Origin of the sequence: Vibrio sp. MOR3, assembly GCF_001557775.1 — a bacterium.
GTDB lineage: Bacteria > Pseudomonadota > Gammaproteobacteria > Enterobacterales > Vibrionaceae > Vibrio > Vibrio jasicida.
The window spans coordinates 159,429-186,011 of sequence record NZ_LNRD01000006.1 but is presented as its reverse complement, the minus strand read 5'-3'; the positions used below and the strand labels follow the sequence as shown (position 1 = coordinate 186,011).

Annotated in this window: 25 protein-coding genes; 15 read left to right on the top strand and 10 right to left on the bottom strand. The window is 44.9% G+C overall.

Going from position 1 to position 26,583, the window contains the following annotated elements:
* Positions 1 to 189: 189 nt before the first annotated feature.
* Entirely contained in the window at positions 190 to 975 is a 786-nt protein-coding gene (locus tag ATB76_RS14180) for an ABC transporter ATP-binding protein (protein ID WP_061035531.1), read from the bottom strand.
* A 78-nt stretch (positions 976 to 1,053) separates the two neighbouring features.
* On the bottom strand, positions 1,054 to 1,812 hold the full coding sequence (locus ATB76_RS14175; protein WP_061035574.1) for a siderophore ferric iron reductase: 759 nt from the start codon (positions 1,810 to 1,812) through the stop codon (positions 1,054 to 1,056).
* Between the two features lie 219 nt (positions 1,813 to 2,031).
* Here ATB76_RS14175 and ATB76_RS14170 point away from each other — a divergent pair, with 219 nt between their 5' ends.
* The 4 genes from ATB76_RS14170 to fhuB all read left to right on the top strand — a co-directional run bounded on the left by ATB76_RS14170 (position 2,032) and on the right by fhuB (position 8,333).
* Complete coding sequence (locus tag ATB76_RS14170; protein ID WP_061035530.1) at positions 2,032 to 2,940, top strand: AraC family transcriptional regulator; 909 nt, start codon at positions 2,032 to 2,034, stop codon at positions 2,938 to 2,940.
* A 206-nt stretch (positions 2,941 to 3,146) separates the two neighbouring features.
* A complete protein-coding gene (locus ATB76_RS14165) occupies positions 3,147 to 5,294 on the top strand; it encodes a TonB-dependent siderophore receptor (RefSeq protein ID WP_061035573.1) in 2,148 nt (715 codons plus the stop codon).
* Positions 5,295 to 5,385: 91 nt separating this feature from the next.
* Complete coding sequence (locus ATB76_RS14160) at positions 5,386 to 6,339, top strand: iron-siderophore ABC transporter substrate-binding protein (protein ID WP_061035529.1); 954 nt, start codon at positions 5,386 to 5,388, stop codon at positions 6,337 to 6,339.
* Positions 6,339 to 8,333 (top strand): Fe(3+)-hydroxamate ABC transporter permease FhuB, encoded by a 1,995-nt coding sequence (gene fhuB, locus ATB76_RS14155; RefSeq protein WP_061035528.1) that lies wholly within the window; start codon positions 6,339 to 6,341, stop codon positions 8,331 to 8,333. The genes ATB76_RS14160 and fhuB overlap by 1 nt, the downstream gene beginning before the upstream one ends.
* 158 nt (positions 8,334 to 8,491) lie before the next feature.
* Here fhuB and ATB76_RS14150 read toward each other — a convergent pair whose 3' ends face one another.
* On the bottom strand, positions 8,492 to 9,379 hold the full coding sequence (locus tag ATB76_RS14150; RefSeq protein WP_038865303.1) for a LysR family transcriptional regulator: 888 nt from the start codon (positions 9,377 to 9,379) through the stop codon (positions 8,492 to 8,494).
* Between the two features lie 111 nt (positions 9,380 to 9,490).
* On the opposite strand from ATB76_RS14150, the gene ATB76_RS14145 reads away from it, so the two are divergent.
* The 3 genes from ATB76_RS14145 (at position 9,491) to ATB76_RS28810 (ending at position 11,414) form a co-directional block, all read left to right on the top strand.
* A complete protein-coding gene (locus ATB76_RS14145; protein ID WP_061035527.1) occupies positions 9,491 to 10,684 on the top strand; it encodes a multidrug effflux MFS transporter in 1,194 nt (397 codons plus the stop codon).
* Positions 10,685 to 10,797: 113 nt separating this feature from the next.
* A complete protein-coding gene (locus tag ATB76_RS14140; protein ID WP_061035526.1) occupies positions 10,798 to 11,145 on the top strand; it encodes a hypothetical protein in 348 nt (115 codons plus the stop codon).
* Positions 11,146 to 11,279: 134 nt separating this feature from the next.
* The gene (locus ATB76_RS28810) at positions 11,280 to 11,414 is read left to right on the top strand and encodes a hypothetical protein (RefSeq protein ID WP_095760458.1); all 135 of its coding nucleotides are present in this window, start codon (positions 11,280 to 11,282) and stop codon (positions 11,412 to 11,414) included.
* A gap of 71 nt (positions 11,415 to 11,485) precedes the next feature.
* Here the strand turns inward: ATB76_RS28810 and ATB76_RS14135 are convergent, their stop codons facing one another.
* From ATB76_RS14135 to ATB76_RS14125, 3 genes are all read right to left on the bottom strand, one after another.
* Positions 11,486 to 12,100 carry a glutaredoxin gene (locus ATB76_RS14135; protein ID WP_038865309.1) on the bottom strand — a complete coding sequence of 205 codons (615 nt, stop codon included), beginning with the start codon at positions 12,098 to 12,100 and terminating at the stop codon, positions 11,486 to 11,488.
* 62 nt (positions 12,101 to 12,162) lie between these two features.
* Positions 12,163 to 13,002 carry a DMT family transporter gene (locus ATB76_RS14130; RefSeq protein WP_061035525.1) on the bottom strand — a complete coding sequence of 280 codons (840 nt, stop codon included), beginning with the start codon at positions 13,000 to 13,002 and terminating at the stop codon, positions 12,163 to 12,165.
* Positions 13,003 to 13,401: 399 nt separating this feature from the next.
* Positions 13,402 to 14,370: a porin gene (locus ATB76_RS14125; RefSeq protein ID WP_061035524.1), complete on the bottom strand. Its 969-nt coding sequence runs from the start codon at positions 14,368 to 14,370 to the stop codon at positions 13,402 to 13,404.
* Between the two features lie 567 nt (positions 14,371 to 14,937).
* On the opposite strand from ATB76_RS14125, the gene ATB76_RS14120 reads away from it, so the two are divergent.
* Entirely contained in the window at positions 14,938 to 15,963 is a 1,026-nt protein-coding gene (locus tag ATB76_RS14120) for a porin (protein WP_038865316.1), read from the top strand.
* Between the two features lie 206 nt (positions 15,964 to 16,169).
* Complete coding sequence (locus tag ATB76_RS14115) at positions 16,170 to 16,784, top strand: fumarylacetoacetate hydrolase family protein (protein ID WP_061035523.1); 615 nt, start codon at positions 16,170 to 16,172, stop codon at positions 16,782 to 16,784.
* A gap of 8 nt (positions 16,785 to 16,792) precedes the next feature.
* On the opposite strand, the gene ATB76_RS14110 is transcribed toward ATB76_RS14115, so the two are convergent.
* The 3 genes from ATB76_RS14110 to ATB76_RS14100 form a co-directional block, all read right to left on the bottom strand.
* Complete coding sequence (locus ATB76_RS14110) at positions 16,793 to 17,104, bottom strand: AzlD domain-containing protein (protein WP_045423908.1); 312 nt, start codon at positions 17,102 to 17,104, stop codon at positions 16,793 to 16,795.
* On the bottom strand, positions 17,101 to 17,844 hold the full coding sequence (locus ATB76_RS14105) for an AzlC family ABC transporter permease (protein WP_061035522.1): 744 nt from the start codon (positions 17,842 to 17,844) through the stop codon (positions 17,101 to 17,103). Before ATB76_RS14105 ends, ATB76_RS14110 begins: the two co-directional genes overlap by 4 nt.
* A 71-nt stretch (positions 17,845 to 17,915) precedes the next feature.
* Positions 17,916 to 18,743 carry an AraC family transcriptional regulator gene (locus ATB76_RS14100; RefSeq protein ID WP_061035521.1) on the bottom strand — a complete coding sequence of 276 codons (828 nt, stop codon included), beginning with the start codon at positions 18,741 to 18,743 and terminating at the stop codon, positions 17,916 to 17,918.
* A gap of 252 nt (positions 18,744 to 18,995) precedes the next feature.
* Between ATB76_RS14100 and ATB76_RS14095 the strand changes: the two genes are divergently transcribed.
* Both ATB76_RS14095 and ATB76_RS14090 read left to right on the top strand, forming a co-directional pair.
* Entirely contained in the window at positions 18,996 to 19,628 is a 633-nt protein-coding gene (locus ATB76_RS14095) for a LysE family translocator (protein ID WP_038865324.1), read from the top strand.
* 81 nt (positions 19,629 to 19,709) lie between these two features.
* Positions 19,710 to 20,129: a GNAT family N-acetyltransferase gene (locus ATB76_RS14090; protein ID WP_061035520.1), complete on the top strand. Its 420-nt coding sequence runs from the start codon at positions 19,710 to 19,712 to the stop codon at positions 20,127 to 20,129.
* A gap of 104 nt (positions 20,130 to 20,233) precedes the next feature.
* Here the strand turns inward: ATB76_RS14090 and ATB76_RS14085 are convergent, their stop codons facing one another.
* A complete protein-coding gene (locus tag ATB76_RS14085) occupies positions 20,234 to 21,928 on the bottom strand; it encodes a phospho-sugar mutase (protein ID WP_061035519.1) in 1,695 nt (564 codons plus the stop codon).
* 329 nt (positions 21,929 to 22,257) lie between these two features.
* On the opposite strand from ATB76_RS14085, the gene coxB reads away from it, so the two are divergent.
* Genes coxB through ATB76_RS14065 form a run of 4 tightly spaced genes read left to right on the top strand, consistent with a single transcriptional unit; the run spans position 22,258 to position 26,581 of the window.
* Entirely contained in the window at positions 22,258 to 23,421 is a 1,164-nt protein-coding gene (coxB, locus tag ATB76_RS14080; RefSeq protein WP_081094914.1) for a cytochrome c oxidase subunit II, read from the top strand.
* The gene (gene ctaD, locus ATB76_RS14075; RefSeq protein ID WP_061035517.1) at positions 23,418 to 25,058 is read left to right on the top strand and encodes a cytochrome c oxidase subunit I; all 1,641 of its coding nucleotides are present in this window, start codon (positions 23,418 to 23,420) and stop codon (positions 25,056 to 25,058) included. The genes coxB and ctaD overlap by 4 nt, the downstream gene beginning before the upstream one ends.
* A gap of 21 nt (positions 25,059 to 25,079) precedes the next feature.
* Complete coding sequence (locus tag ATB76_RS14070) at positions 25,080 to 25,685, top strand: cytochrome c oxidase assembly protein (RefSeq protein WP_061035516.1); 606 nt, start codon at positions 25,080 to 25,082, stop codon at positions 25,683 to 25,685.
* An 11-nt stretch (positions 25,686 to 25,696) separates the two neighbouring features.
* Complete coding sequence (locus ATB76_RS14065) at positions 25,697 to 26,581, top strand: cytochrome c oxidase subunit 3 (protein ID WP_009706156.1); 885 nt, start codon at positions 25,697 to 25,699, stop codon at positions 26,579 to 26,581.
* Positions 26,582 to 26,583: the final 2 nt, after the last annotated feature.

Below are 26,583 nucleotides of genomic sequence, written 5' to 3'. Positions count from 1 at the left end.
TGGTAGTCTTTTTGGTTGTGATGGCGTTTCTGCATTATATGACGAGTCTGAATGCAGAGTGATTTTTGAAGGAACACTCATCTCGAATGAATACAGAGATTCAATATCGAGATTAGCCTGCAGAGTTAGATCGAGTGCGTTTGTCTACAGGCATTTTGATTTTTCAGTAGATTAGCTCAATAAACTGAGCTATTCGCAGACGACCGCTACCTTCTCACTTGCGGCAGTGTTGGCTGGAACCGGGTGGTCGATCAGTCGAATCGGGGACTCATACAGTGCAGACAGTGCTTGTTCATCGAGTAACTTATCGGCGCTGCCTTCGAATGCTATCTGACCTTTCTTCAGAGCAACGATGTATGTCGCGTAACGCAGAGCAAGGTTTAAGTCGTGCAGAATCACGACCACGCCAACGTTTTCTTTTTTATTCAGCTCTGACAGTAAACCCATCAGTTGGAATTGGTGATGAACATCCAGTGCTGATGTTGGCTCATCGAGGATCAATACGGGAGACTGCTGCGCAAGCAACATCGATACCCAAGCACGCTGGCGTTCACCGCCGGATAAATCGTCTGCTAATGCCAGTGAAAACTCGGCGACGCCCGTTCTCTCCATTGCTTGTTGGATGATGGATTTGTCTTCAGAGTTCCAACGACCTAACGCTCCCCGCCAAGGAAAGCGCCCTAAACGAACCAGCTCGGCTACCGTTAAGCCTGCAGAAGCAGGGAGCTTTTGCGGCAAATAAGCAATCTTCTTGGCTAGGTCTTTGCTTTTGAAGGCAGAAAGAGAGGTATCGTCTAACTTCACTGTGCCGTGGTCTGGGGCCATTTGCCCTGAGAGCAAGTTAACCAGCGTAGATTTACCAGAACCATTGTGACCAAGAACTACGGTGAGCTCATTCGTCGGAATAGAAAGTTCGTCGATTGCGAGAATGGTTCGCTCATCACGAACGATTTTGATATTTGAAAGCTGAAACATGTCAGTCCTGTCTCCGACCAATAAAGCCGCTGATAAAAGCAAATGCTCTCTGCTGCTCTTTAATAATAGATGGTGATATTAAGCGATTTTTTTGTTTTCTGGGAGCCTTGGGCAATCGTCGCAATACTTTCCAGAGTCGCATTTGTAGACTAGACAACAGCTGACTCTTATCAGCCTAAGCATCCCTGAATTAGCATCGACCTTGAGGCTGTCTAAATGACTGTCCGGTAATTGGCATGCTTCTAACCAAAGCTTGGCTTGCTCGGTGATGTAATCATTGGTTAGGCTTGGCTCATGCTGCTGCAATTTGATCAAACTGCTTAGCAGTAGATCCGCTAACAAATGGTTGGTGAACCCTGGTCGGATACGTGTCCATTCAGTTATCTGACTGCGGTAAAACTCGGTGAGTGCAAGTATGGCTGCACCAGCCTGAGGTATCAGTTCCTCGGGTGAACCGTGTTGATGGTCACCGTTAAAGAAGCGATAACCTGTGACGAACTCTTTGTACCTAAATTGACCAATATTCTTGATATCAGGTAGAGAGTGGAGGCCGTAAATAGAAACGAAAGTGACATAGATGGGCTGCCAACACACTAGATCCCAAGTTCGAGTTAACCAATAAGCTTTACCAGCTTCAGAGTGATTTGCCGCTAGACCATCGTAAACGCGTTTGATTTCGATATGACTCTTATCATTGGTCATCGCGATACTTTTGCTGCTCAGAGAACCATAGCTTCCACTTAGATAAGGTGTGACCTGCTTAGAGTAAGCGAAGATTTTCTGGTGTAGAGAAGGGGCTCTCCGACGAGTAATAATATTGTGCAACTGGGAAAGCATCTTAAACCAATGAATGAGAATTAGTTGCGTTATCATAGCTAACCTTATCGAGGATAACCATACAATATGGAGCATCTCCTCGGAGTTCTTGCACGTTGAGGGAGCTATCAATTGATTATGCATTAGTCATTTTTAAGTGATAAAAGGCTCTTTAAATGATAAAAAGTATTTCTGTATCTACTATATTGTTGCCACTACAGAGATTATTAACGCGTGACTATGAACACACCTGCATTTGATCGTATCAGCCGTGTCTTGGCTTATATCCATGCGAACCTAAGCTCGACACTATCGCTAGAAGATATTGCGAAACAGAGCTGTTGGTCTCGCTGGCAGCTGCAAAGAGTGTTTCAAGCCGAGACTGGGCTTACCGTCGCAAACTACGTCAGAGAACTTAAGTTAAGCCAAGCGGCAGAAGAACTGTTGGATAGCAAGAAGCGAGTCATTGATATCGCTCTTGCTCTCGGGTTTAATTCAGAAATTAGCTTTAGCCGCTCGTTCAAGCAGATGTTTGGCTTAAGTCCTAGTCAATATAGAAAAGCGGGCAAAAGAACTGAGCTTCGTAAACCAATACAAGTATCGGATATGATGAGCGCAGCTGATAATGGCCCACTCAGTTTTGTCGAGGTACGCATTGATGAAAGAGAGTCATTCCTTGTTAAAGGCATCACTTCTGAAATCAGTGGTTTGTTTTCGTTGACCCAAGATTTCGCACAGAAAGTTCCTCAATTGTGGTCACGTTTAGAAGGGGAAGTAACGCTTCCAGACGCGGGTGCCTTTCAATTTATTGGCGTTGTCGATCTCACCCAGTCTTGCTTTGATGGTACCAACATTTACTACTGGGCTGGCATTGAGCTCCACGACGAGATTTCGATTCCGCAATTGCCGAGCATTATCTCTGATAAATTAGAGGTATTAACTATTCCAAAGCAAACCTACGCTGTAGTGAAACATTGCGGTCCTATTGAGAATCTTCGACATACTCTAAGCTGGTTTGTTCTTAACTGGTTGCCGAGTTCTGGTTATCGAGCCATCGATGGCTATGAGCTTGAAGTGTATCCCCTGGGTTATCGAGCTCATTCGACTGATGCGGTAATGGAATACTGGGTTCCTATTATTAAATCGTAGTCATATCCCACCTAACGCACTCTCTACAGAGCCTCTCGTTTAATAGGGCTAATTGTGCTTTTAATGAGCAACTGTCTTAGTTTTACTCAAAATAGGCCAAGTTCTTTTTGAACTTGCACCAAATTGTTAATTATCCCATTTATAGATACATACAATGCAAATGAGATTTATTATTGTTTATGTTAAGCATTGGTACCGAGGGAATCATGACCACTCACACTCGTTTTAAGTATTCATCATTGGCAGTCGCTTTGTTGACTGCATTTTCAGCGCAAGCTTTGGCGGAAGAAGCCGTTTCAGCGACAGATTCGAATATCGAAACTATCACTGTTTTAGGAAAAGCTTACCGTAATACCGCAACTAAGTCGGCTCTTGAGCCAGAGGAAACGCCTCAAGGTATTACCGTTATTGATGAAGAACAGTTAGAGCAACGAGGTGTGAAGTCCCTCAACCAAGCACTCAGATATGCACCGGGTGTTGTAACCGAACAGAAGGGCGCATCAGTAACCATGTACGATACGTTCTCTATTCGTGGTTTTAGTAACAACCAAAGCTATTATGATGGTTTGGTGCTTCCATTCCTAACCGGTTGGAATCTACAACCTCAGATAGATCCTATTGCGATTCAGCAAGTTGAAGTATTTAAGGGTCCTACATCTGTGTTGTATGGAGCGATGCCACCAGGTGGTATGGTCAACATGATTGCGAAGACACCGCAAGAAGATGGGTCGACGAAAGTTGGTGTATCTACAGGTTCAAGGAACCTTATGGAAGCGTCAATTGATACTACAGGTCAATTAGGTGACAGTGACTTTTCTTATCGCTTGTTAGCACTTGCCCGTAAACAAGACAGCCAAGTAGATCACGCAGAAGAAGAGCGCTATGTGATTGCTCCTTCACTAGATTGGCAGTTGTCTGATAGAACACTTATCAACTTCAACCTTTACTATCAGAACGATCCATCGATGGGTACTAACTCTGCTATGCCATTAGAAGTGCTGAAGGCGAGTGATCCATCTGTGTCCATGGGTGACAAGAATTGGAGTACCTTTGAACGTGAAGTCTTGATGCTAGGCTATAAGATCAATCACCAAATTAACGATGATTGGACTTTCCTTCAGAATGCTCGCTATACCGATGCGTCTCTGTACCAAGAGAATACTTACCACACCGCTACTAACTTCAATCCTGCGACGGGCAGTTTAATCCGAAATGTTTACAGTACAGATGAGGATTCACAGAGCTTTGTTATCGATAACCAAGTTTCAGGTCGTGTCGAAATTGGTGGTTTAGAACACAATTTATTATTCGGTGTCGACTACCTAAAGCTAACAGGTGATTCTCTGTACAAAGAATTTACTGCGAATGCGAGTTTCTATGGGTTTGATGCTTATAATCCGAACAATGACCTTTTGGATAGAAGTCAGCTTCAAGAAAACTACCGTGAATCTCATGATATTACGACCGAACAGTTAGGTTTGTACTTCCAAGATCAAGTTCGTTATGACGCGTTGGTTTTATTAGCTGGTGGACGTTATGACATGTTTAAGGCAAGCGATGACAAAAATAGTTCTTACCCAACTTATGATGGAAAAGATGAAGCTGATCACAACCAGTTCTCGTACCGTGTAGGTGCTTTGTATGAGCTAGATAATGGTATTTCTCCTTTTGTAAGTTACGCGACGAGCTTTGAGCCAGCTGCTGGTACTGATATTAACGGCAACTCTTTAAAACCTCAGCTAGGTGAACAGATCGAGTTGGGTATTAAATACTTGTCTCCAGATATGTCACAGCAGGTTACTGCTTCTTACTTCCATATCACTAAGAAAGACTCAATTGCCGCTGATCCATCAGATCCTACATACCGTTCTAAGATTCAGCTAGGTGAGGTGCGCTCGCAAGGTATGGAGCTTGAAGGCAGATGGTTTGTTACTGAAGATTGGGATGTTAATGCGAGCTACACGTATATCGACATGGAAGTTACGGAAGATGCGAATCCAGATCTAGAAGGCACTACACCAATCTATGTACCGACACATGCCGCTAACCTATGGAGCAATTACTATGTCTATGGTGGTGCTTTATCAGGAACCCGCTTCAGTGTAGGTGCTCGTTACATGGGTGAAATGGAGATGGATGCAACGAATACTCAAGGCAAAGTGCCTTCTTACACGGTCGTCGATCTTTCAGTAGGCTATGACTTAGGTGAGGCAAGCGACACACTATCTGGTGCAACAGCTAACTTGCTAGTGAACAACTTATTCAATGAAGAGTACTACACCTGTTATGACCAATCGAACTGCTGGTTTGGTGCAGAGCAATCTATCGAGCTTAGTGTAAACTATGAATTCTAACTAAGTTAGCGTTCCCAATTTTAAAGCAGCCTTTTCTGGGCTGCTTTTGTCGTTTGTAGAAATCTCGAATTTAGATGAAGTAGGCAAATATATGAGCTTAAAATCAATCGCTTCCCATTTTTCTAAAGTAAAAAAGTTGAATACAAAACTCGTTCTAACGATGTTAGCGAGTGCTTTGTCGTTTAATGCGATGGCGGATTTCCAAGTAGAAGACAGCGAGGGGATCAAAACCCTTAAAGCTCAGCCTGTTAGAGTGGCAGCGCTTAACTGGGACATTGCAGAACAAGTGATCGAACTCGGCGTAACGCCAATCGCGGTGCCAGATATTGCAGGATATACCGAGTGGGTTGTTCAACCTGCGATTCCAGAAGGTGTGGCGGATATTGGCACTCGAACTGAGCCTAACTTTTCTGCTTTGAAGAAGCTACACCCTGATGTGATTCTTATCGCCTCACCTCAGAAAGATCTTCAGGAGCGACTTTCAGAAATCGCGCCGGTACTTTACTACCAAACGTACAGTGAAGAGCACAGTAATGCGGCGGCGGCTATCGATAACTTCAAGAAGATAGGCCAATTGCTTGGTAAAGAAGAGCAAGCGAACAAGAAACTGGCTGCGATGGATCAGCGTCTTGAGGTTCTTAAGGCTGAATTAGATAAAGCGTACCCGGGAGACAAGCCAAAAGTCACTTCTTTCCGTTTTGCGAGCACCACGTCGGTTTACATTTACGGCGATAACTCGATTCCGCAATACGCGCTTGAGCAGCTAGGTTTTGAAAATGCGTTGGATCTTCCGGCGAGTCAGTGGGGGATCAGTCAAAAGCGTATGACTGAACTTAAGAAGGTGAAGAACGGCATTGCACTTTACTTTGAACCTTTCCCATATCAAGACAAGTTAGAGCGTTCTCCGGTTTGGAAGAGCATGCCTTTCGTTCGCAATGGTCAATTTAGCCCAGTAGCAGCGAGTTGGAGCTACGGCGGTGTTATGTCTATTTTGTATAACGCTGAAGCCATGGCGCAATCGTTGTTGATGCTAGCGGAGCAGTAATGAGATCCAGTGGTTTCATGATGGGGGCGGTGCTATTGCTCACCGCTCTTGTTCATTTATGGTTAGGCCAGTCAGAATTTGGTCCTGTTGGAGAGTTGTTCCAACAAGTCTCACAGATCAGTGACATCGCTACATTCAATAAAATGGTCGATGATTCATTTGAGTTGATGGCGTTAGTCTATGTTAACTTGCCTCGTTTGGTGATGGCGATTTTGGTTGGTGGAACACTCGGTACCATAGGTAGCTTGTTTCAACAATTAACGCAAAATCGCATGATGTCTCCGCTTACACTCGGTACATCATCAGGCGCTTGGCTTGGCCTAGTCATTCTGAATGTAGTTGCGCCGATGCTGGTCGCGCAATATTCCGTTTGGTTTGCGCTGATAGGCGCGCTGCTTGCAATGGGTCTGATTGTCTCCATTGTTGGCATCAAAAACATGAGCGGCTTGCCAATTGTTTTGGCAGGTATGGCGGTTAACTTACTGCTCGGCGCATTTGCAACTGCAATTATTTTGCTCAACGACCAATATGCTCAGAACTTGTTCGTATGGGGCGCGGGTGATCTCGGGCAAAATGGTTGGGAGCAAGTGCTTTGGTTGATGCCTAAGTTACTGCCAATCTTTGCTATTTTCCTGTTGGCTCCACGAGTTTTGACTCTGCTTTCGATTGGTACTGAAGGGGCTGCTGCGCGTGGTCTCAACATCGGTACGACTTTCTTTGTCCTAATGGTGATTGGCGTTTGGCTGGTTTCCGTGTCGATTACCTCGGTGGGTGTAATCAGCTTTATTGGTTTGATTGCGCCAAACATCGCGAGACATTTGGGCTTTTTAAAGGCGAAATCTGAGCTCATCGTTAGCTGCGTATTAGGTGCGCTATTGCTTTGTGTGACCGACAGCTTGGCGATCTTTTTGGCGCAATGGTCTTTGGATATGATTCCTACAGGAACAGCAACCGCGGTGATTGGCGCTCCAGCTTTGATCATTATTGCTCGCAAGCAGATGTCGGCCCAAGATCAGCTATTTTTCTCAATGTCTAAAGGACCAAAGTTTATTTCACCTTTGGCTTATTTCTTGTTGGGTGCGATGATCTCCGGTTTACTGGCGTTAAGTGCATTGTCACAACCTTCTTCAGATATGAGTTATTTCATTATCCCAGATGCGTTTGAGTGGTCTATTCGCTGGCCTAGAATGTTAACCGCAATATTTGCTGGTGGCGGTTTGGCAGTGGCAGGTGTGATTTTACAAAGGCTCGTTTACAACCCGCTTGCGAGCCCAGACATTCTTGGCGTATCGGCAGGTGCGGTGTTAGCGCTGATTTTCAGTAGCCTGTTTATGGGATACTCGATTCACTCGCTAAGCCCTTGGGTTGCGTTTTTGGGCAGTGCGATTGCACTTTGTTTGTTGCTTTTGCTTGGTAAGAAGCATCAGTTCGCTCCGTCTATCCTAATTCTGACCGGTATCTCGCTGACCGCGGTGTTAGAGGCTCTAGTGCAATTTTCTTTAACAAGAGTGGGTGAGGGGAAATACACCTTATTGGCTTGGTTGGCAGGCTCTACGTATCGTGTTGAACCTGATGCAGCAATGATCATGGCTATCGTGATCACCGTTTGTATTGGCGTAGCTTTATTGTTGAGTCGTTGGGTGACATTAATTGCTACTGGTCGTCAGTTTGCAAGTGCAAGAGGGCTGAACATCAACATCGCCTATGTGGCTCTATTGTGTATCGTCGCGATTTTATGTTCGATGGTCACAACCACCATGGGGCCGGTCGCTTTTGTTGGTTTACTGGCTCCACATATTGCAGCTATGGTTGGTGCTCGCTTGGTTCGAGAGCAGATCTTATTGTCTTTCTTAATCGGTGCAGCCCTAATGTTGTTTGCTGATTGGCTAGGGCAAGTCGTGGTGTTCCCCGCTCAACTTGCTGCAGGTACGTTAGTTTCGATTATCGGAGGCAGCTACTTTATCTTTCTTTTGTTGAAATCTCGGAGTGCTTAGGATTGTATATTAGCAGATGGTTTTTGCATGATTAGACGTTGTGATTTGTTTTTAATAAGCAACGTTATAACGTCTTATCATATCACTCAAAACATTCACGACAGACCAACGCGCCTCTTGTGACTCTCCAATATCTTTGTTATCAAAGAGTGAGTAGATTAGGCGCGCTTTTCTTCATCTAAGCGTGATTTAAGGTAGTCGAGAAACAGCTGAGTTCGGGTGTGTTGATAATCCAGTTTTGGATAGTAAGCGTAGACCGTCGCCTCATCAGCAGTGACATCAGGAAGTATCGGTATTAATGCTCCGGACTTAAGCTCTTCTTTGATCATCACATTATTGGACAGTAAAATTCCCATTCCGCGTTTAGCGCCATGGAAAAGAGCTTCAGGGTTCGTGGTCGCGAAATTTCCTGAAAGGCTAATACGCTTTCCACGGTTGGTTTTGAGCTCTCTTGTTGGCTTTTCACCCCAAATCAACATGTTATGTTGTGATAGTTCTTCAACCGTTTGTGGGGTTCCGTGTTTTTCAAGGTAACTAGGCGCGGCATAAAACTGGGCTTTGTGTTCGAACAATGGCGTTGCTTTAAAACTTAAAGAATTGAGATGTTCCAACTCCCTGCTGATGAATAAATCTAAGCTCAGTTCGGGGATTTGACCTGGTAGCGTTGTGATAAGTTGAAGTTTAATGTCGGGGTATTTTTCAAGAAAATCGTCCAGATAATGAACAAGGAACTTAGAGCCAACGGCCAGCGTTGCTCCAATCTTAAGTAAGCCTGCTGGAGATTGATTCACTGAGCGTGTTTCGTCTAGCACAGATTGCCAAGAGTCTAGCTGTACTTTGGCTCGTTCGTAGAATAGGGCGCCAGCTTCTGTTTGGCTGATGGAGCGTGTTGTTCGCTTGAGTAGTTGTACACCGATCTTATCTTCTAGCCACTGGATACGCTTACTAATGGCTGAGCTGGTGGTATTGAGCTTTCTGGCTGCCGCATTGAAGCTTCCTTCTTCTACTACACGAATATAGCTATTGACACTTTGAATCCAATCCATTTTATTCTATCCCCATAGGAAATAATTCTTTTCCATTTTGGTTTATTATCATCTTAGAGTAACAAATATACACTGTCTGTCGTGAAACTGTCATGATGTAAGGAGGGTATATTGCGTAAAACACCATTATTATTGGCGATGATGATCATCGCGACCGGTCAAGTTGGCGTCAGCATTTATCTTCCATCTTTGCCAATGATCGGACATGACCTTGAGCTTCCGCAGCATGCGATTCAAAACCTTGTCACGTTATTCCTTGTTGGCTTTGGTGTCTCTCAGCTTTTTTATGGCCCGCTATCCGACTCAATAGGGCGTCGGCCAGTATTCATTCTTGGTCAAAGCGTTTATCTCGTAGGTACGGTCATATGTATTGCGTTTGCAGACCATATTATCGCTTTGGAAGCTGGAAGGCTATTACAAGGTTTAGGTGCGGGAAGCGCCTCTGTTCTTGGGCGCTCAGTATTACGAGACAGTTACGATGGCTCACAACTGACCAAGGCCCTTTCCTATATTTCGGTCACAGCATCAGTGATGCCGATAGTTGCGCCTTTGTTTGGTGGTTGGATCGCTTATCATTTAAGTTGGCATGCGGTGTTTGTCTTCGTATTGTTTTACTTAATCGCGATTTTTACGCTGGGCTTAATCGTTCTTCCAGAAACATTGCCTTATCCCAAGCGCCGTTTTGAACCTAAACGAGTCATATTGAATTACTTAACGCTGTTGACTAATAAACAAGTGATTGGCAGTGCGAGCTACAACTGGCTCAGTTATCTTTCTGCTCTGGTGACGTTGTCCTTATATCCATTTTTGATGCAGCAAGAGCTTGGATTAACTGCTGCAGACTATGGCTCGTTGATGATTGTCCCTTCAGCAGGGTTGTTAATGGGTAGTTTGGTGCTTAACTTAGTCAATTCGCGCTACAAAGAGCAGCAGATCCTATTGATGAGTTTTGTTGTCGTTGCTGCATCAGGAGTGATGCTACTGATTTTACCATTTACGGTTACGTCACTATTAGTTGCCTTCACTTGCTTGAGTTTTGCGCAAGGAATGTCGTTCCCGGTTTCAATCAGTTTGTTGTTATCCCCACACAAACAACAAGCAGGCGCGGTTTCTGCATTATCTGGGTCTATACAAATGTGTCTCGCAGGTTTGTTTGGCGGATATTTGGTGGAGTATTGGGTAACGAGCCAATATCAATTAGGTGTCTTCTATGTGTTGATTGCAGGGTTAAGCTGTGTTGTTTTGGCACTGAGTCAAATTCAGACGCCTACCAGTGGTTTGGCTCAACCAGAAAGCTCGCGTTGAATCTGCTTGCAAGCTTACGTGCTCCTTTCTAAAATGCGCAGCAAATTAGGCTCGCAGATGCTGACTCAAAAGCGTTGTGCGAGGAAAACGCCCGTTAATCGTTAGGTGAACCCATGCAACAAAACGAATTTGAAGCGCTATTAAAAGAAATTGGCGAAAAAGAGAGCTTGCCTCAGGCTCTTGAACTACTAAAAGCATCTGAAGAAGAAGAGGTCGCTCAAGCAGCGGAATCACTAAGTGGTCAATTTGGCCTTGCGGAGGTCGATGGTGAAAAACGTATTTACCACATTACCTTCCAAGCTGACGAGTCTGGTGAAGAGAAAGAATTTGTTGAGCATGTCATGAATGAAGGCGATCACCTGATCAAATTTGCAGCTTGGTTCTTTGAAACTTTCTTTGAAATTAAACAAAAAGATACTTACAAAGCAGCAGGCAAAACGTACCAACAGCCCAAGCGTTAATCACTTTTTTGATTCGCTAGGATTAAATTTATTGTAATTAAATTACACTTATTTTGTGATCTTTATCTTGTTTTTGGTGGTTTGTGGTGTAAAATTACAACATAAACCAGTCAATTACTTCTTAGGAGAAGGTCATGGGTTACGAACTTGGTGGCGTTTACATTGGTCAAATGATCGCAAAAGACGCGATGCACAAAGCGCTTTACGGTAAAACAAAGAAGAAGAAACCTTCAATGTTTGCTCGAGTAATGAAAAAGCTAGCGAATTAATAGGAAAAGCCCTGATTTGATATCAGGGCTTTTTGCTTTGTTAGAGATGTCGTGTTTCTGCTAGGTGATAATTATGCGCTTTGACTTGGGATCTCAACAACGTTGTTAGGCACTTTATCTAATCCCTTTTCCGCTAACCACTTTTCCAAGTTGTCTGCGCCTCCTATGTACTCTCCATCTAACCAAATTTGCGGCACCGTTACAGGTGTTTTCTCGCCAATGATGGCTTTCACTTCAGGTATCATTCGGTAAAGGGCTGCACTGTCTTTGACGACGTCATAGTATGTGTATTCTATACCCGTCTCATCCAGCAACTTTTTGGCTTTAACGCAGTAAGGACACGTCGCTTTGCCGTAGACAATATTGCCTTTAAGTTGATCGCGTTTAGTCCACTCAGCAATAACTGATTGAACAAGCACGCCTCGGTTTAGCGCTTCCCCTTGGCTGACGACTTTTCCTTCAACAACTAGGATAGGGGCGTGCCAAGCACCAAGTTTTAGTGGTTCCCACCAATGGGACAGCCAATCTTTAACTTCTAGCTCTACGGGGACACCCGCTAATTCGTTTTCAAAAGTATCGGCAAGAATGTCTTTAGTTAGGGTGCATTCGCCACATGGAATATTAACCTTGAATGGTCCCCAGCTGCCTGCCCAACGATAAAGTGTCATTTTGATTGGCTGTGTCATACGATAATCCTCATTTCCTTTCCTGAAAATATAGAACTCAAAACCAAAGAAATTCTTTCAATTTACTTTCTTTTTTTTGCTTCCCAATGAGTGATGAAAGCAATTGAGCCAACGATAATCGCGGCACCCAACCATAATCGACCTGGTGGAACCCAGCTGAACACTAACCAACCGGCAAAGACATTAAGTGGTAATTTTGCGTGGTCAAAAGGTTGAACGAAAGACGCATCTGCTACGGCATAAGCTTTTACGACCGCCCATTGCGCTAAGGCGGTTAACACGCCAGCCGCAATGAGAATACCCCAAACATCCCACCCTTCTGGCATCACGAATGTTGGCACCGCCAGCATGATATTAAATGGTGTGATCAATAACAGTAGATAAACCACCATTGTTGACGGTGGATCATTGACTGATAATTTTTTCACCATCAGAGAGTAAGAAGCCCAGAAAAAAGCAGCGCCAACTGGCAACAGTGTCGCCCAGGTAAAAGAGTCAGACCAAGGCTCAAGGATGATCATCGCGCCAATAAAGCCAGTTAAGGTAGCGATCCAACGCGCCACCCCAACTTTCTCTTTAAGTATCAGACCTGAGCCTATAGTAGCAAACAGAGGCGAGGTCATTAACAACGCAATACCTTGCCAAATTGGCACTGGGTACGCGAGTGCCCACAGCCATAGTTGGATCCCGATAACGGCAAGGAAAATACGTAGAGCGTGCCAACCAAAGTGGTTTGTGCGCAGTGATTGACGAATGCCTAGGGTGCGTAAATAAGGCAAGATCGCAAAAAAGGCAATCGCGTATTGGAATAACGCAAAGGTCGTGGACGACACTCCAAAGTGTATACTCGCAACTTGAGCAAAACTATTAACGACGGCGAATGCTAAACCCGCGGTGAGCATCCAAGATGCACCTTGGACAGGATGATGATTCAATTGGATATTTCCGTTTTTAAAGAATGGCCAGAATCATACGTTCTATTCATAGGGTAGCCAATAAAAAAATGCCTCCCAGAGGGAGGCGACATTACCAATTTAAAGGACGTGCCTACCGAAGTAGGTACAAAGAACGAGAAGCACAAACGCTGCCATGCATTTGCTCGATTTAGTTATTGCAGCTAGTGTGCCAACTTTTAATTGGTTGATTTTAAAGGCCTAGATGAACATAGCTTGAGAAAGCCCTAGAGGGAATGCACTAACTTCGGGATTAGGTGCATTAAAAGAGGGCAGGTTAGTGAGTACGATCAAAAAAGCCGACACAAGAGTGCCGGCCAAAAGACTCGCTATTAGGACAAGTTTTTATTAGAAGTCGTAACGTACGCCTAGACGTAGTGTGTCTTCACCTTCAGTTACCTTGCCTTCTCCATTCTTTTCTTCATCCAGCTGGTTCATGTAGTAAGAAAGGTAAGTACGGAAGTTGCTGTTAAGTTTGTAGTAACCAACCAGCTCAAAACCATCAACCGCGTCATATTTTGCTGCGCCATTTGGATCGTTCTCTTGGAAAGTGTATAGGCCAGCAACAGTAAACTTACTTGCTAATTTGTAGCTTGCTACAAGCTCGTAAGCGGTAAAGTCTTCAGAGTCATCAATGGCACCTTGAGAGTAAGTTCCTGCAAGGTATAAGTTTTCAAGAGAGTAGGCGATACCACCAAGAATTTGGTCTTCTGAGTTATCTTTATCTACATCGCCACCAGAGTAAGCAAGACCTAGGTCTAGGCCCACTGGTAGAGAATAAAGGCCAGAGATGCCGTATTTGTCTTGGCTGTCACCAGAGTTGGCTTGGTAAGTTGCTTGAACTTGTAGAGCATCAAATTCGCCACGGTAAGCGAATACGCTGTCTTGCTTATCAGAGGATGAATCAATAACTTGTTGAACACCTGAGAACTCAGTGATATCCGTCATATCAGAGATGATAACAGCAGCCATGTCTTGGCGACCTACCGAAAAATCACCTGCATCAGCACTTACACCAGCGTACATGTAACGGTTTTTAAACTCGCTTTTACCTGTTTTTTGTTCAGCTTCGTAAACACCAAAAGCAGATAGGCCATTACCGATATCTGTTTTACCTTTTAGATTTAGACGTGCACGAGATGCATCTTCCATAGTACCGTCAACTTCTGCACCGTCAGAACCGATGAAGTCGCCACGAAACTCCACACGACCGCCAACTTTCAATTCAGTCCCGTCGTCTTTATACACGGTTGCTGCAAATGATGGTGCTGATACCAATGCTGTTAGAATCGCGGTAGTTAGTGCTGCCTTTTTCATTTTCTTATTACCCTAGTTGTAATCGATGAGCTTTCTTGCTCGATTTGTGTCGATGACGCTTAAGGTAAACCGCGAAAATGAAAGATAGATTTCTGTTACGTGATGATTCTATTGCATTTTTATTTCAAATGAGTGACAGGGGAGATATTGATGAAACCTTATAGAAAACAGGTTTTAGGTTTTTTTATGTTTCTGCTCCTTTAAGTGGACAGCCTAATTTTAAAAAAGTTCCTAATCATAATTTTCTTTTTGAAATGTAACAAAAATCCTCGTTAAACTCTGCGTTAATCACACAATTACAATAGCTTAGATAGTGATTTAGGCTTAAATGTAACAAAGTGTTTCTGTTTTTGGGTGTTGTTTTCTTAAATTGTTGTCTGCTTATGGGTAAACGTTTGCCATTTTTCTTTTTTATTACATCTTTTCACTCTGCTCTTGGGAACTTCTGAAATACAGTGAGCAACAGTTGTTAAGCAAAAGTGACGCGACATTGGTGGAAGAGATGCCCCAATCCACTTTTGTATAAGACTGACTTATAAACTAATGAATAAATACATGGATTTTATAATGAACAAAAAATTCCTAGCAGCAGCGATTGTTGCAGCAACATTCGGTACACAAGCAGTAGCAGTGGAACTTTACAACAACGACGGCACTACTTTCGCTATCGGTGGTCACGTATCTGTTAACCTAAACGGTTCAGAGCAAGGCGACACAGATGTAGGTACTAACTCTCCACGTATCAACTTCACAGCAACTCAAGACCTAGGCAACGGCTTCACAGCTGACGCTCGCGGTGAGTGGGCTCTTAACTACCTAGATGGCGGTGAAGAGTCATTCACTACTCGTCTTGGCTACCTAGGTCTAACTCACGACGTATACGGCCGTGCAGTTGGTGGTACTCAATGGGCACCTTACTACGACGTAGCTGGTGTTGCTGATATGCCAATCGCGTTTGCGAACGACTTTATCTACGATGACCACGGTGCTCTAGGTACTGGTCGTGCGGACAAGATGCTTTCTTACCGCAACGCAATCGAGCTAGGTGAAGCTGGTGCAATCAACTTCGGTCTAGGTTGGCAAGGTGCTAAGACTGACGGTGCAGAATACGATGACCGTATGCAAGTTGCACTTTCTTACGCAATCATGGGCGCGAAAATTGGTTACACTTACAACGGTGGTGATATCCAACAAGCTAACTTTGTAGGCAAGCAATCTGCTGAATCTCACCTAGTATCTGCATCTTACGGTTCATACGGTCAAGGCCTATACGTAGCAGCAGTATACGGTTCAAACGAGAACATGAACTTCGGCACAAACGGCGCTCGCCTTGTAGACAGTGATGCGTACGAAGCGCTACTAGCATACGCTCTACCAAGCAGCCTAAACCTAAGCATCAACTACGAAATGGTTGAAGGTAAAGAGTTTAACCGCAGCAAAACTGAAACTGCACGTGAAGAGATGGCTGTTCAAGCAGAATACAACTTCACTTCTAAGTTTGTTGGTTACGCTGGTTACCAGTTCGACCTAAACGATGCTAACGATCGTAAAACAGACGACAAATGGGCACTTGGTGCTCGTTACTACCTATAATAGTAACCTGTCCTAGTTACTATAAAAGCCAGCCTCGTGCTGGCTTTTTTCATCTCTAATGTTTGATAAATGAGAGAGTTTCGCCTTGAAGAGTGCAAGAGCAAAACGGGCTGAATGTCTTGTTTTTAACAATCCAGAGCGGGAACTAGTGTGGGCAACTCAAGTTGTTAGATTATCATGTGCGTTTTGTTTTGCAGGGAAGAGCAATGAGCGTCATTCAGGTTGAAGAGAAGAAAGTCAAAGTTGGTAAAGTTCTGTGTGTTGGGCGTAACTACGTTGAGCATATTCAAGAACTCAACAATGCCATGCCAGAGCAAATGGTCGTGTTTAATAAACCGGCGACTTCCGTTTCAACCAAACTCACCTCATTTCATCAAGAGCCTTTGCATTACGAAGCAGAAATCTGTTTTCTGATCAAAAATGGTCAATACAGTGCGGTTGGGCTCGGTCTGGATCTGACCAAACGCGGCTTACAATCGACCCTCAAAGAAAAAGGGTTACCTTGGGAACGTGCTAAAGCGTTTGACGGCTCAGCGGTATTCAGTCGATTCCACTCTGTTCAAGGTGTCGATATAGACGATCTCAACTTAGAGCTTTTGATTAACTGTGTTCATGTTCAAAAAGGGCACGTTAAACAGATGCTTTACCCACCAATAAATATTCTCGATGAGCTGAAGAGCTATACAACACTAGAAGATGGCGATGTCGTGATGACAGGCACACCAAAGGGCGTGGGAGAAGTGCATCAAGGCGATGTCTTCCTTGGGCGTTTGAAGTGTGGAGACATCACCTTGTTAGAGATTGAGTGGGTAGCTACTTAGTCGTGAGCTTACAACCAAATTCGAAGCAATAAGAACGCGACCATACTTACTATGGTGGTGAGCAAGACATTCTTGGTGAGGTACGCAATCGCAGCGGCTAATAGAGCAGCCAATAGAAATGGGTTTTGCCATGTGACGCTAAGTTCACCCTCTGGCATAAATACAATTGGAGCCCAAATTGCGGTGAGTACTGCAGGGCTTGCGTAGCTTAATACCTTTTGAGTTCTTACCCCTAATTTAAGCGGCAATTTTGGTTCGAGAAATAGATAACGGCTAGTGAATACCAAGGCTGTCATGGCTAAGATAGACAAAAAGATCATTGGCGCTCCTCCGGTGTACTCTCAATGTTTGGTGCTTTCGTCGTAAACTGTTCAACCAAATAGCCCGTCAACATGGCGAGAATACTCGTGAACATCAAGCTTCCTTCCACTTGGTAGTAGTTCAGCGCCACTGAGCTAACTAATGCCACCAACACACTGCATAGCACGGGAATGCTTTTTATCGTTGGCACTACAATCGCGATAAAGGTGGCAGCAACGGCAAATTCCAGTCCGAGCTCATTCAATTCAGGTATCAAACTGCCAGCAACGATGCCAGCAAGCGTCGCGAAGTTCCAGAAGAGATAAAAGCTTAACCCAGCGCCAAGGGCGTACCATCGATCAAATGGTTTATCGGATTGGTGCCCAACGATGGCAAATAGCTCGTCAGTGAGTAAGAAGCCAAGTGAAAGACGCCACTTTAGTGGCAAAGGCGAAATCTTACTGCGCATTGAAACGCTATAAAGAAAATGGCGAGAGGTAATAAAAAAGGTCGTCAGCAACATAGTCGTCAAGCCTGCGCCTGCTTTAATCATCCCCATGGCCACAAGCTGTGCGGAACCTGCAAACAGAATGGCTGAAAGCGCCTGACCTTCCAAAGGGTGTAATCCTGTATCAATAGCAAATGAGCCGGCTAGTAATCCCCAAGGCAACACAGCGATGCTCAATGGCATCATTGCGATGGTGCCTTGTAAAAAGAGTGAGGATTTTGAGTCTTGATGAGTTGGCAAAGTAGTATCCATAACTTCAACTTAAATAGAAAAACATGCTGTTAAGGTAGGCTGACCTCAACACGCTGCCTTGTACAAAATTGCTAACAATGCTTGATGTACTGCCCAGGCGTTACGCCCATGGCTTTTTTAAAGTGACGATGCAAATGGCTTTGATCGTGAAAGCCACACTCTTGAGCAACATCAGAAATCTTTTGTCCTAACTTGAGCAGTTTTTTCGCCATTCGGAGTCTCTGCTGAATTTGAAACGCGTGCGGCGGAAAGCCGAATTGTTTTTGAAACTCGCGCAACAAATGAAAAGGGCTTAATCCCGCCAATTTCGCAAGTTCTTCTAAAGAGACATCGGCTTGAGGGAAGTCTTCAAGAAACTCTTTGACCAGATGTACTTGCTTTTGCGCTTTGGTCGCATCTTGAAGAGGGGCTCGATGTGTACTGTGCTTGCTGGCAAGTTTGACCAACGTACCGTAGACAAGTGTCTCTCTTAGCAAGCGGTTATCGGATTTCTCTAGCGTATCGAATATCAGCCGCAGTTGATTAGCGAGTTCTGGATCATAAACAACGGGTTGGGGGAAGTAGGGCTGAGCTACATTGGGTGCGCCGAGTTCTTCCCCGAGCGTTTGAAACTGCTCAGGTACGGGATACATGGCTTTGTATTCCCAACCGCCTTCTGACGCTGAGTGACCGTTATGCACCTCGTCGGCGTTGACAAGAATGATGCTGTCTTGCGGTGCAATATGATTTCCGCCAGTACGAAAGAACTGTTGCGCACCTTTTTCAATCACGCCAATGGTGTAGCCTTCATGGCTATGGCGAGAGAAATTTTGTTTTTCGTACTTTGCGTCGAGCAGCTCCAAGCCGCCCAGCTCTTGAGCAATCTTAAAAGTCGCGATTTCCTTATTCTTTTCTTTCATTTTCGTTCTGAATTGCTCAAGCGTAAATGGAGGGACAATGTCAACAGGAGTCTACCGGAACCATCCTGAGTATTTTTGTACAAAATTGCTATCAGTATTAAAAATAAATTCCAAAAAGGTTAATTGTTTTTAAAGTGAGCATTAAACCTTCTTTATTTTCTGATTTTAATATTCAATGGAGTTATTTGGTCTGGTCGTTGTTCAATCATTGGTATAAGATTCGCCGCCTGTTTTAAAAATCCAGTCCCAATCATGATCGATTTATCTGTACTCCCTGTTTATCTCACTGCTGTTGTTGCACTTCTTTTGTTACCTGGACCTGACATGTTGCTGATTGCCAGTTCTAGCATGAGCTATGGCAAAAAAGTTGGTCTGTTTGCTAGCTTAGGCAACGCGACGTCCGGCGTGATCTTAACGCTGTTAGCGGCAATGGGCGTGTCGACCTTGATTGCAATGAGTCCAATCGCATTAAAAGTGCTTCATCTACTGGGGGGCGCGTACTTGCTCAAAATGGGCTGGGATTGTCTACGAGCGGACGTATCTACTGCACCAGAGCTTGACCAGAAAAACAAAATGGCATCGACTTACTATCAGCGTGCCTTAATGAGCAATTTACTGAACCCCAAGGCGTTGGTGTTTTTCGTGATGTTTTTGCCACAGTTTGTATCTAGTAATATCACGGCATCTTCTGGTGAACAGATGTTGGCGCTAGGCTTAGTGCTGAATGTATTAGGCCTATTATTCAACATTTTGCTGGTTGCTCTTGCTGGAACATTGGGGAAAGGTTTGGTTGAAAACGCTAAGTTCCGTATGTACCAAGGCAAGCTGATGGGATTAGTGTTTATTATTTTGGCAGTTTGGATGCTTAGTAGCTTCGCGATGTAAGAACAATCAGATTTTTATACAAAAGCCAGCACTCGCTGGCTTTTTGTTTTAGTATCACACTGATTTCCAAGGAGTGGCAGTATGAAACTTGAATTTAAACTCAACCCAGAACAAAACGATCTTGACTTTATCCGTGATGGCATCCGAGCGTATAACCGCATGCATCTACCGGATGGTGATGTTAACGCCATTGGTTGTTTTGCTCGCAATGACGAGGGTAGGGTTATTGGTGGGCTCACGGGCGAAATGTTCAATAACACTGTGTTCGTTGAATATCTTTGGGTCGATGCAGAGGCTCGCACTTCTGGATTGGGAAGTAAGCTGATTGCTTTGCTGGAAGAGCAAGTGAAGCGTCATGGGGTAACGCATTTGTATCTCGATACTTATAGCTTTCAAGCGCTCGATTTTTACTTGAAATTGGGCTTTGAAAAAGTAGGGCAGTATTCAGGCTACCCAGCAGCAGGCATTGATAAATATTTCCTGCAAAAACAGATTGCTTGATTTGGTTTGAATTGAACAAAAAAAAAGAGGCGCTCGATGCGCCTCTTTTACTATTTACTATTTGCTATTTGCTGTTGTCACAGAGTCAATGTTTCAAACCTGAATTACAAGCTTTGTTGATGTGCTTCGATCAATGCGTTCATCTTCGCTTCTGCTACTTGGTTGGCTTGCGCGTAATCCATCTCTGCTGGGAAGTCGCTGATCACTTCGTAGTAACACTTTAACTTCGGTTCAGTACCAGAAGGACGAACAATCACGCGTGATTTGTCTTCTAGGTGGTAAACCAATACGTCACTTGCAGGCAAGTCAATCGCTTCTGTTGGACCATCGGTCACAAAGCGAAGTGATGACTTCAGATCTTCGATCACTTCAATGCGTTTACCCGCGATCTCTGTCGGTGGGTTTGCGCGAAGCTTGTCACCGATTGGTGGTGATTTAGGGTCAAGTGCAATACTGCGTTGAGCGTTGAAGTAGAAACCATGTTGGCGGTATAGCTCTTCTAACTTATCCCACAGCGTTTTGCCTTGTGCTTGCAATTTACCCGTCAATTGGGAGAAAGCGACCAGTGCTGACAAACCATCTTTATCCCATACTTTATTTCCTACGGTGTAGCCTAATGCTTCTTCGTAAGCGAATAGGAACGGATTTGCATCTGTCTCTTGTGTCATTGCTACGTTGGTTAGCCATTTAAAGCCAGTTAACGTTTGGTAGTATTCTGCGCCATGTGCTTTCGCAATACTGCTCAATAGACGAGAAGACACAATGGTATTCCCAACAAGCGCGTTTGGTTGACCTTGCAGTAAGTAGTCACCAAACAATGAACCCACTTGGTCACCCGTTAGCATTTGGTATTCGCCATCTGGGCGTTTTACTGCCACGGCAAAGCGGTCTGCGTCAGGATCGTTCGCGCAAGCTATGTCGGCATTAACAGATTTACCCAGTGCCATCACCATATCCATTGCGCCCGCTTCTTCCGGGTTCGGGAAGTTTACAGTAGGGAACGTGCCGTCCGGTTCGCGCTGCTCTGGAACACTTGCCACTTTTTCAAAGCCAGCATCTGCGAGCAACGTTTCTGCCATTTCCGCACCGACACCGTGCATCGCGGTGTAAACAATCGAGATGTCTGTGTTGCTGTTTGGTGTAAGCAGCGCGTTGTCGTTCATTGTCTTACGGTACGTTTGGTAGTACTCGTCTTCAAGCCAAACTAACAGACCTTTTTGCTTCGCGTCGTCGAGTGACATTAGAGGAAGCGGTTTTGTTGTCGCATCATCAATCTTGACTGCAATACCAGAATCGTGTGGTGGAATGATTTGCGCGCCATTTTCCCAGTAGACTTTAAATCCATTGTACTCAGGTGGGTTATGGCTTGCGGTAACGACGACAGCCGCTGCCGCATTCAATTCACGCACACCAAAAGCAACAATTGGCGTTGCCGCTACTTTATAGGTTAGGTAAACCTTGATACCTAAAGCAGTAAGAACGGAGGCTGTATCGTGTGCGAACTGCTTGGAATCTGGACGACCATCATAGCCAATCACGACTCCGCGAGAAGCGGCGTCTTTTACTTGTTCAATCAGGTAGTGACCGAGACCAGTTGCCGTTTCTTGAATCACTAAGCGGTTCATGCGGTTTGGACCAGCACCAACTTTACCGCGCAGACCTGCCGTACCAAATGCTAAGCGTGAGCCAAATCGATCTGTCAGTTCTTGTTCATTATTTGTATCGACTAGGTGCTGGAGCTCTTCGCGGGTTTTAGGGTCAGGGTCTCGTGCTAGCCACTGAGTAATTTGTGTTGTCATATTCATCTTTCCTTAGCAGGGGGAACCTACTTGTTTAGACACTTTAATTCGGAAAGTGTCCCAATGTTTTCTTTTTACTAATGTAAATGGTTCTCAATTACATTTCAAAGAAGGCAATCGATAAACCGAATTTATTTTTCTCTCTACACGAAATTTATTCACGGTTAATTTCTTGAAGAACTATTGAACTATAACTAGCCTTTTAACATAAATATAACAAAGAGTGCTGAAATCGTAGTTTTTATGATTTTTTGTAAATTTGTTCGATATTTGCATCGGGAAGCAAGGAAGCTCGCGCAAGCGCAGCGGCTGAGCAGAGGAGAGATCTTTTGAAAAGATTAGCAACTACTCTAGCCTTATTAGCGAATGTGATTTTTATCACATTTTCTTCGTCCAGTTGGTCAGAGCAAAATGATTACAACATGACACGGGGTGTTACGGGGATCAGTGAGCAAGTGTATGAATTACATATGCTGATCTTCTACATTTGCTGTGCCATCGCCTTCGTTGTGTTTGGCGTAATGTTCTACTCCATCTTCCGGCACCGAAAGTCAAAAGGAGCAGTTGCGGCAAATTTCCATGAAAGCACCAAAGTGGAGATTATCTGGACCATCATCCCCGTCATCATACTCATTGCGATGGCAATTCCGGCGACCAAAACGCTGGTGGCCATGGAAGACACCAGCCAATCTGACCTCACGATTAAGATCACCGGCTCACAATGGAAATGGCACTACAGCTACTTCGGCGAGGACGTCGAATTCTTCAGCCTTCTTGCTACCAGTCAGAAAGAAATTGATGGCATCGAAGCGAAAAGGGCACACTACTTACTCGAAGTGGATAACCCGCTCGTTTTACCAATCAACCGTAAAGTTCGTTTCTTAATGACGTCTGATGACGTAATCCACTCTTGGTGGGTGCCTGATTTCGCAGTTAAGAAAGATACGATTCCAGGCTTTATCAATGAAGCGTGGACCAAGATTGATGAGCCGGGTGTTTATCGTGGTCAGTGCGCAGAACTTTGTGGCCGAGCACATGGGTTTATGCCAGTTGTCGTACACGCGATGGCGGAAGATGATTTCGAACAGTGGATGACAGACAAGAAACAAGAAATTGCTCTGCAGAAAGCTGTTGCACAAGAGGCATTGACGCAAGACCTTTCAATAGAAGATTTGATGGGACAAGGTGAGTCGATTTACACCGCGCGCTGTGCCGTATGTCATCAAGCTAACGGTGAAGGTATTCCGGGGGCGTTCCCTGCGATTAAAGGCAGCGAGATCGCCAAAGGTCCGGTCATTGCTCACATCGACGTACTGGTAAATGGTCGCGCAGGGACAGCGATGCAAGCTTTTGCTAACCAACTTAGCGACCAAGAAATTGCTGCTGTTATTACCTATCAACGAAATGCTTGGGGAAATGACACCGGCGATACCGTTCAAGCATCCGATGTTAACGCCTTTAAGGTACAAGAAAGTGCCAAGGAGGAAATATGAGTAAGCCAATTGAAAAAGCGGTGAAGTCTGCTCCTGCAGAAGCGCAAACTACTGCAAACACCACCATTGCGATTGAAGACGACCACGATCATCATCACGCACCAAAAGGGCTAGCGCGTTGGCTTTATTCAACCAGTCATAAAGACATCGGTACGCTTTATTTATGGTTTAGTTTTGCCATGTTCCTCACTGGCGGTGCGATGGCGATGGTCATTCGCGCTGAGTTGTTCCAACCGGGTTTGCAATTGGTTGACCCTCAGTTCTTTAACCAAATGACGACGGTGCATGGTTTGGTGATGGTATTTGGTGCCGTCATGCCTGCGTTTACCGGCTTAGCTAACTGGATGATCCCAATGATGATTGGCGCTCCAGATATGGCGTTACCGCGAATGAACAACTTGAGTTTTTGGATCTTACCTTTTGCTTTCCTCATTTTGATCGGCTCTTTGTTCTTACCGGGTGGTGGTCCTGATTTCGGGTGGACTTTCTACGCGCCACTTTCTACAACCTACGGCCCTGACAGTACGGCGTTGTTTGTTTTCTCAGTCCATATCATGGGTATCAGTTCCATCATGGGTGCCATCAACGTCATCGTGACGATCGTAAACATGCGTGCACCAGGTATGACATGGTTCAAGTTGCCAATGTTCGTCTGGACTTGGCTAATCACGGCGTTCTTGCTGATAGCTGTGATGCCCGTATTAGCCGGTGCGGTGACCATGGTTTTGACCGACAAATACTTCGGTACCAGCTTCTTTGATGCCGCTGGTGGCGGTGACCCGGTGATGTTCCAACACATCTTTTGGTTCTTCGGTCACCCAGAGGTGTACATCATGATCTTGCCTTCGTTTGGTATTGTTTCGGCAATCATCCCTGCATTTAGTGGCAAGAAGTTGTTCGGTTACCATTCGATGGTTTACGCAACTTGTAGTATCGCGCTGCTTTCATTCCTAGTGTGGGCGCATCATATGTTTACCACAGGGATGCCAGTATTCGCCGAACTTTTCTTCATGTACTGCACCATGTTAATAGCCGTGCCAACCGGGGTGAAAGTGTTTAACTGGGTAGCGACCATGTGGAGAGGTGCCATGACGTTCGAGACACCGATGTTATTTGCCATCGCCTTTATTGTTCTTTTCACAATAGGTGGTTTCTCAGGCTTGATGCTGGCAATTGTGCCTGCGGACTTCCAATACCACGATACGTACTTTGTCGTAGCACACTTCCACTATGTATTGGTGTCAGGTGCGGTGTTCTCGATTATGGCGGCAGCGTATTACTGGCTACCGAAGTGGACGGGCAATATGTATGACCACAAGCTGAGTCTGTGGCATTTCTGGTGCTCAATTATCTCGGTTAACGTACTGTTCTTCCCAATGCATTTCTTGGGCTTAGCTGGGATGCCACGACGTATTCCCGATTACGCCATCCAGTTTGCAGACATAAACCAAATTGTATCGATAGGTGGCTTTGCCTTTGGTCTGTCTCAATTGATCTTCTTGTGGCTGGTGATCAAGTGCATTCGCGGCGGTGAAAAAGCGCCAGCAAAACCATGGGAGAGAGCAGAAGGTTTAGAGTGGACGGTGCCGAGTCCTGCTCCACATCATACGTTTACAACACCGCCAAAAGTCGATTAAGAAAAGCGTGAGGTGAGCGAGATGCAAGCTAATTCATCCAATAAGAAACTCACTATCAAGTTGCTGTTAGCGACAGCAATGATGTTTGGCTTCGGTTTTGCTCTTGTCCCACTCTACGACATCATGTGCGATGCATTGGGCATTAACGGAAAAACCAGTGAAGTAGCAGCGATTCAACCAATAGGCATGCAAGCGGACATCAGTAGAACGATTCGTGTGGAATTTATGGCGCACGTCAGTCGAGACATGCCTTGGGAATTCAAACCAAAAGTTGTATCCATGGATGTTCATCCTGGCGAAGTGATTCAAACGGAATACCTTGCTTTTAATCAAAGCGGTGAAGATTTAGTAGGACAAGCTGTGCCCTCCGTATCGCCGGGTACTGGTGCGGCTTACTTCAATAAGATCGAATGTTTTTGCTTTAATCAACAATCATTGGAAGGTAAGCAACAAGCGAGTATGCCTTTGATTTTCTACATTGAGCCGGACTTGCCGGATTCAATTCATACGTTGACCTTGTCTTACACACTCTACAAATTTCCTCCTCAATCGGGCGAGTCTTCGACAGCTAGCCTCTCAGGGAGTGAGAAACAGACCTTAACGCCTCAAACCAAAGCGCGTCTTTAAGGAGAGAACTCATGAGTAACAAGCCTGACACCTATTATGTTCCCGCGCAAAGCAGTTGGCCTATTGTAGGGGCATTTGCGTTATTCCTTGTCGCTGTCGGTGCTGGAATGACCGTTCAAGGCACTCAAAGTGACGGTGCGGTTGGGACGCTAGGAGGCATTATTCTTGCGGTTGGTATGCTGTTTTTGCTTTACATGTTGGCCGGGTGGTTCAGTAACGTCATCACCGAATCCCTTACCGGAAAGTACAGCGCGCAAATTACTCGTTCATTTCGACAAGGGATGAGCTGGTTCATCTTTTCGGAAATCATGTTCTTTGGTGCGTTCTTTGGTGCTCTGTTCTACGCAAGAATGATTTCCGTGCCTTGGTTAGGTGGCGCAGATAACAATGCCATGACTCATGAAGTGTTGTGGCCAGCTTTCGAGGCGATATGGCCACTCACTACCACACCGGGTGGTGATACGACCCAAGCAATGCCGTGGCAGGGCATTCCATTAACTAATACGATTTTGTTGCTATTGTCTTCGATTACGTTACATATGGCACACATCAGCTTAGAACAAGATAAGCGAACGGCGCTCATTGTCTGGTTGGAGATCACCATCGTCTTGGCGGGTTTCTTCCTTTATTACCAAGCGGTTGAGTATGCTCATGCCTATCAAGATATTGGGCTGACACTGCAATCGGGCGTTTATGGTAATACCTTCTTTATGCTCACGGGCTTCCATGGTTTGCACGTGTGCCTCGGTACCATTTTCCTCATCGTATTGCTGTTTCGCATCGCCAAGGACCACTTTTCACCTAAAAACCATTTTGCGTTCCAAGCGGGCAGCTGGTATTGGCACTTTGTAGATGTGGTTTGGCTGTGTTTATTTGTTTTTGTTTATGTCCTGTAAAA

Bases quoted from the DNA above. Each gene is read 5' to 3' on its own strand.
- ATB76_RS14180 (WP_061035531.1), bottom strand. From the start codon at position 975: ATGTTTCAGCTTTCAAATATCAAAATCGTTCGTGATGAGCGAACCATT.
- ATB76_RS14175 (WP_061035574.1), bottom strand. From the start codon at position 1,812: ATGCTTTCCCAGTTGCACAATATTATTACTCGTCGGAGAGCCCCTTCT.
- ATB76_RS14170 (WP_061035530.1), top strand. From the start codon at position 2,032: ATGAACACACCTGCATTTGATCGTATCAGCCGTGTCTTGGCTTATATC.
- ATB76_RS14165 (WP_061035573.1), top strand. From the start codon at position 3,147: ATGACCACTCACACTCGTTTTAAGTATTCATCATTGGCAGTCGCTTTG.
- ATB76_RS14160 (WP_061035529.1), top strand. From the start codon at position 5,386: ATGAGCTTAAAATCAATCGCTTCCCATTTTTCTAAAGTAAAAAAGTTG.
- fhuB (WP_061035528.1), top strand. From the start codon at position 6,339: ATGAGATCCAGTGGTTTCATGATGGGGGCGGTGCTATTGCTCACCGCT.
- ATB76_RS14150 (WP_038865303.1), bottom strand. From the start codon at position 9,379: ATGGATTGGATTCAAAGTGTCAATAGCTATATTCGTGTAGTAGAAGAA.
- ATB76_RS14140 (WP_061035526.1), top strand. From the start codon at position 10,798: ATGCAACAAAACGAATTTGAAGCGCTATTAAAAGAAATTGGCGAAAAA.
- ATB76_RS28810 (WP_095760458.1), top strand. From the start codon at position 11,280: ATGGGTTACGAACTTGGTGGCGTTTACATTGGTCAAATGATCGCAAAA.
- ATB76_RS14135 (WP_038865309.1), bottom strand. From the start codon at position 12,100: ATGACACAGCCAATCAAAATGACACTTTATCGTTGGGCAGGCAGCTGG.
- ATB76_RS14130 (WP_061035525.1), bottom strand. From the start codon at position 13,002: ATGCTCACCGCGGGTTTAGCATTCGCCGTCGTTAATAGTTTTGCTCAA.
- ATB76_RS14125 (WP_061035524.1), bottom strand. From the start codon at position 14,370: ATGAAAAAGGCAGCACTAACTACCGCGATTCTAACAGCATTGGTATCA.
- ATB76_RS14120 (WP_038865316.1), top strand. From the start codon at position 14,938: ATGAACAAAAAATTCCTAGCAGCAGCGATTGTTGCAGCAACATTCGGT.
- ATB76_RS14115 (WP_061035523.1), top strand. From the start codon at position 16,170: ATGAGCGTCATTCAGGTTGAAGAGAAGAAAGTCAAAGTTGGTAAAGTT.
- ATB76_RS14110 (WP_045423908.1), bottom strand. From the start codon at position 17,104: ATGATCTTTTTGTCTATCTTAGCCATGACAGCCTTGGTATTCACTAGC.
- ATB76_RS14105 (WP_061035522.1), bottom strand. From the start codon at position 17,844: ATGGATACTACTTTGCCAACTCATCAAGACTCAAAATCCTCACTCTTT.
- ATB76_RS14100 (WP_061035521.1), bottom strand. From the start codon at position 18,743: ATGAAAGAAAAGAATAAGGAAATCGCGACTTTTAAGATTGCTCAAGAG.
- ATB76_RS14095 (WP_038865324.1), top strand. From the start codon at position 18,996: ATGATCGATTTATCTGTACTCCCTGTTTATCTCACTGCTGTTGTTGCA.
- ATB76_RS14090 (WP_061035520.1), top strand. From the start codon at position 19,710: ATGAAACTTGAATTTAAACTCAACCCAGAACAAAACGATCTTGACTTT.
- ATB76_RS14085 (WP_061035519.1), bottom strand. From the start codon at position 21,928: ATGACAACACAAATTACTCAGTGGCTAGCACGAGACCCTGACCCTAAA.
- ctaD (WP_061035517.1), top strand. From the start codon at position 23,418: ATGAGTAAGCCAATTGAAAAAGCGGTGAAGTCTGCTCCTGCAGAAGCG.
- ATB76_RS14070 (WP_061035516.1), top strand. From the start codon at position 25,080: ATGCAAGCTAATTCATCCAATAAGAAACTCACTATCAAGTTGCTGTTA.
- ATB76_RS14065 (WP_009706156.1), top strand. From the start codon at position 25,697: ATGAGTAACAAGCCTGACACCTATTATGTTCCCGCGCAAAGCAGTTGG.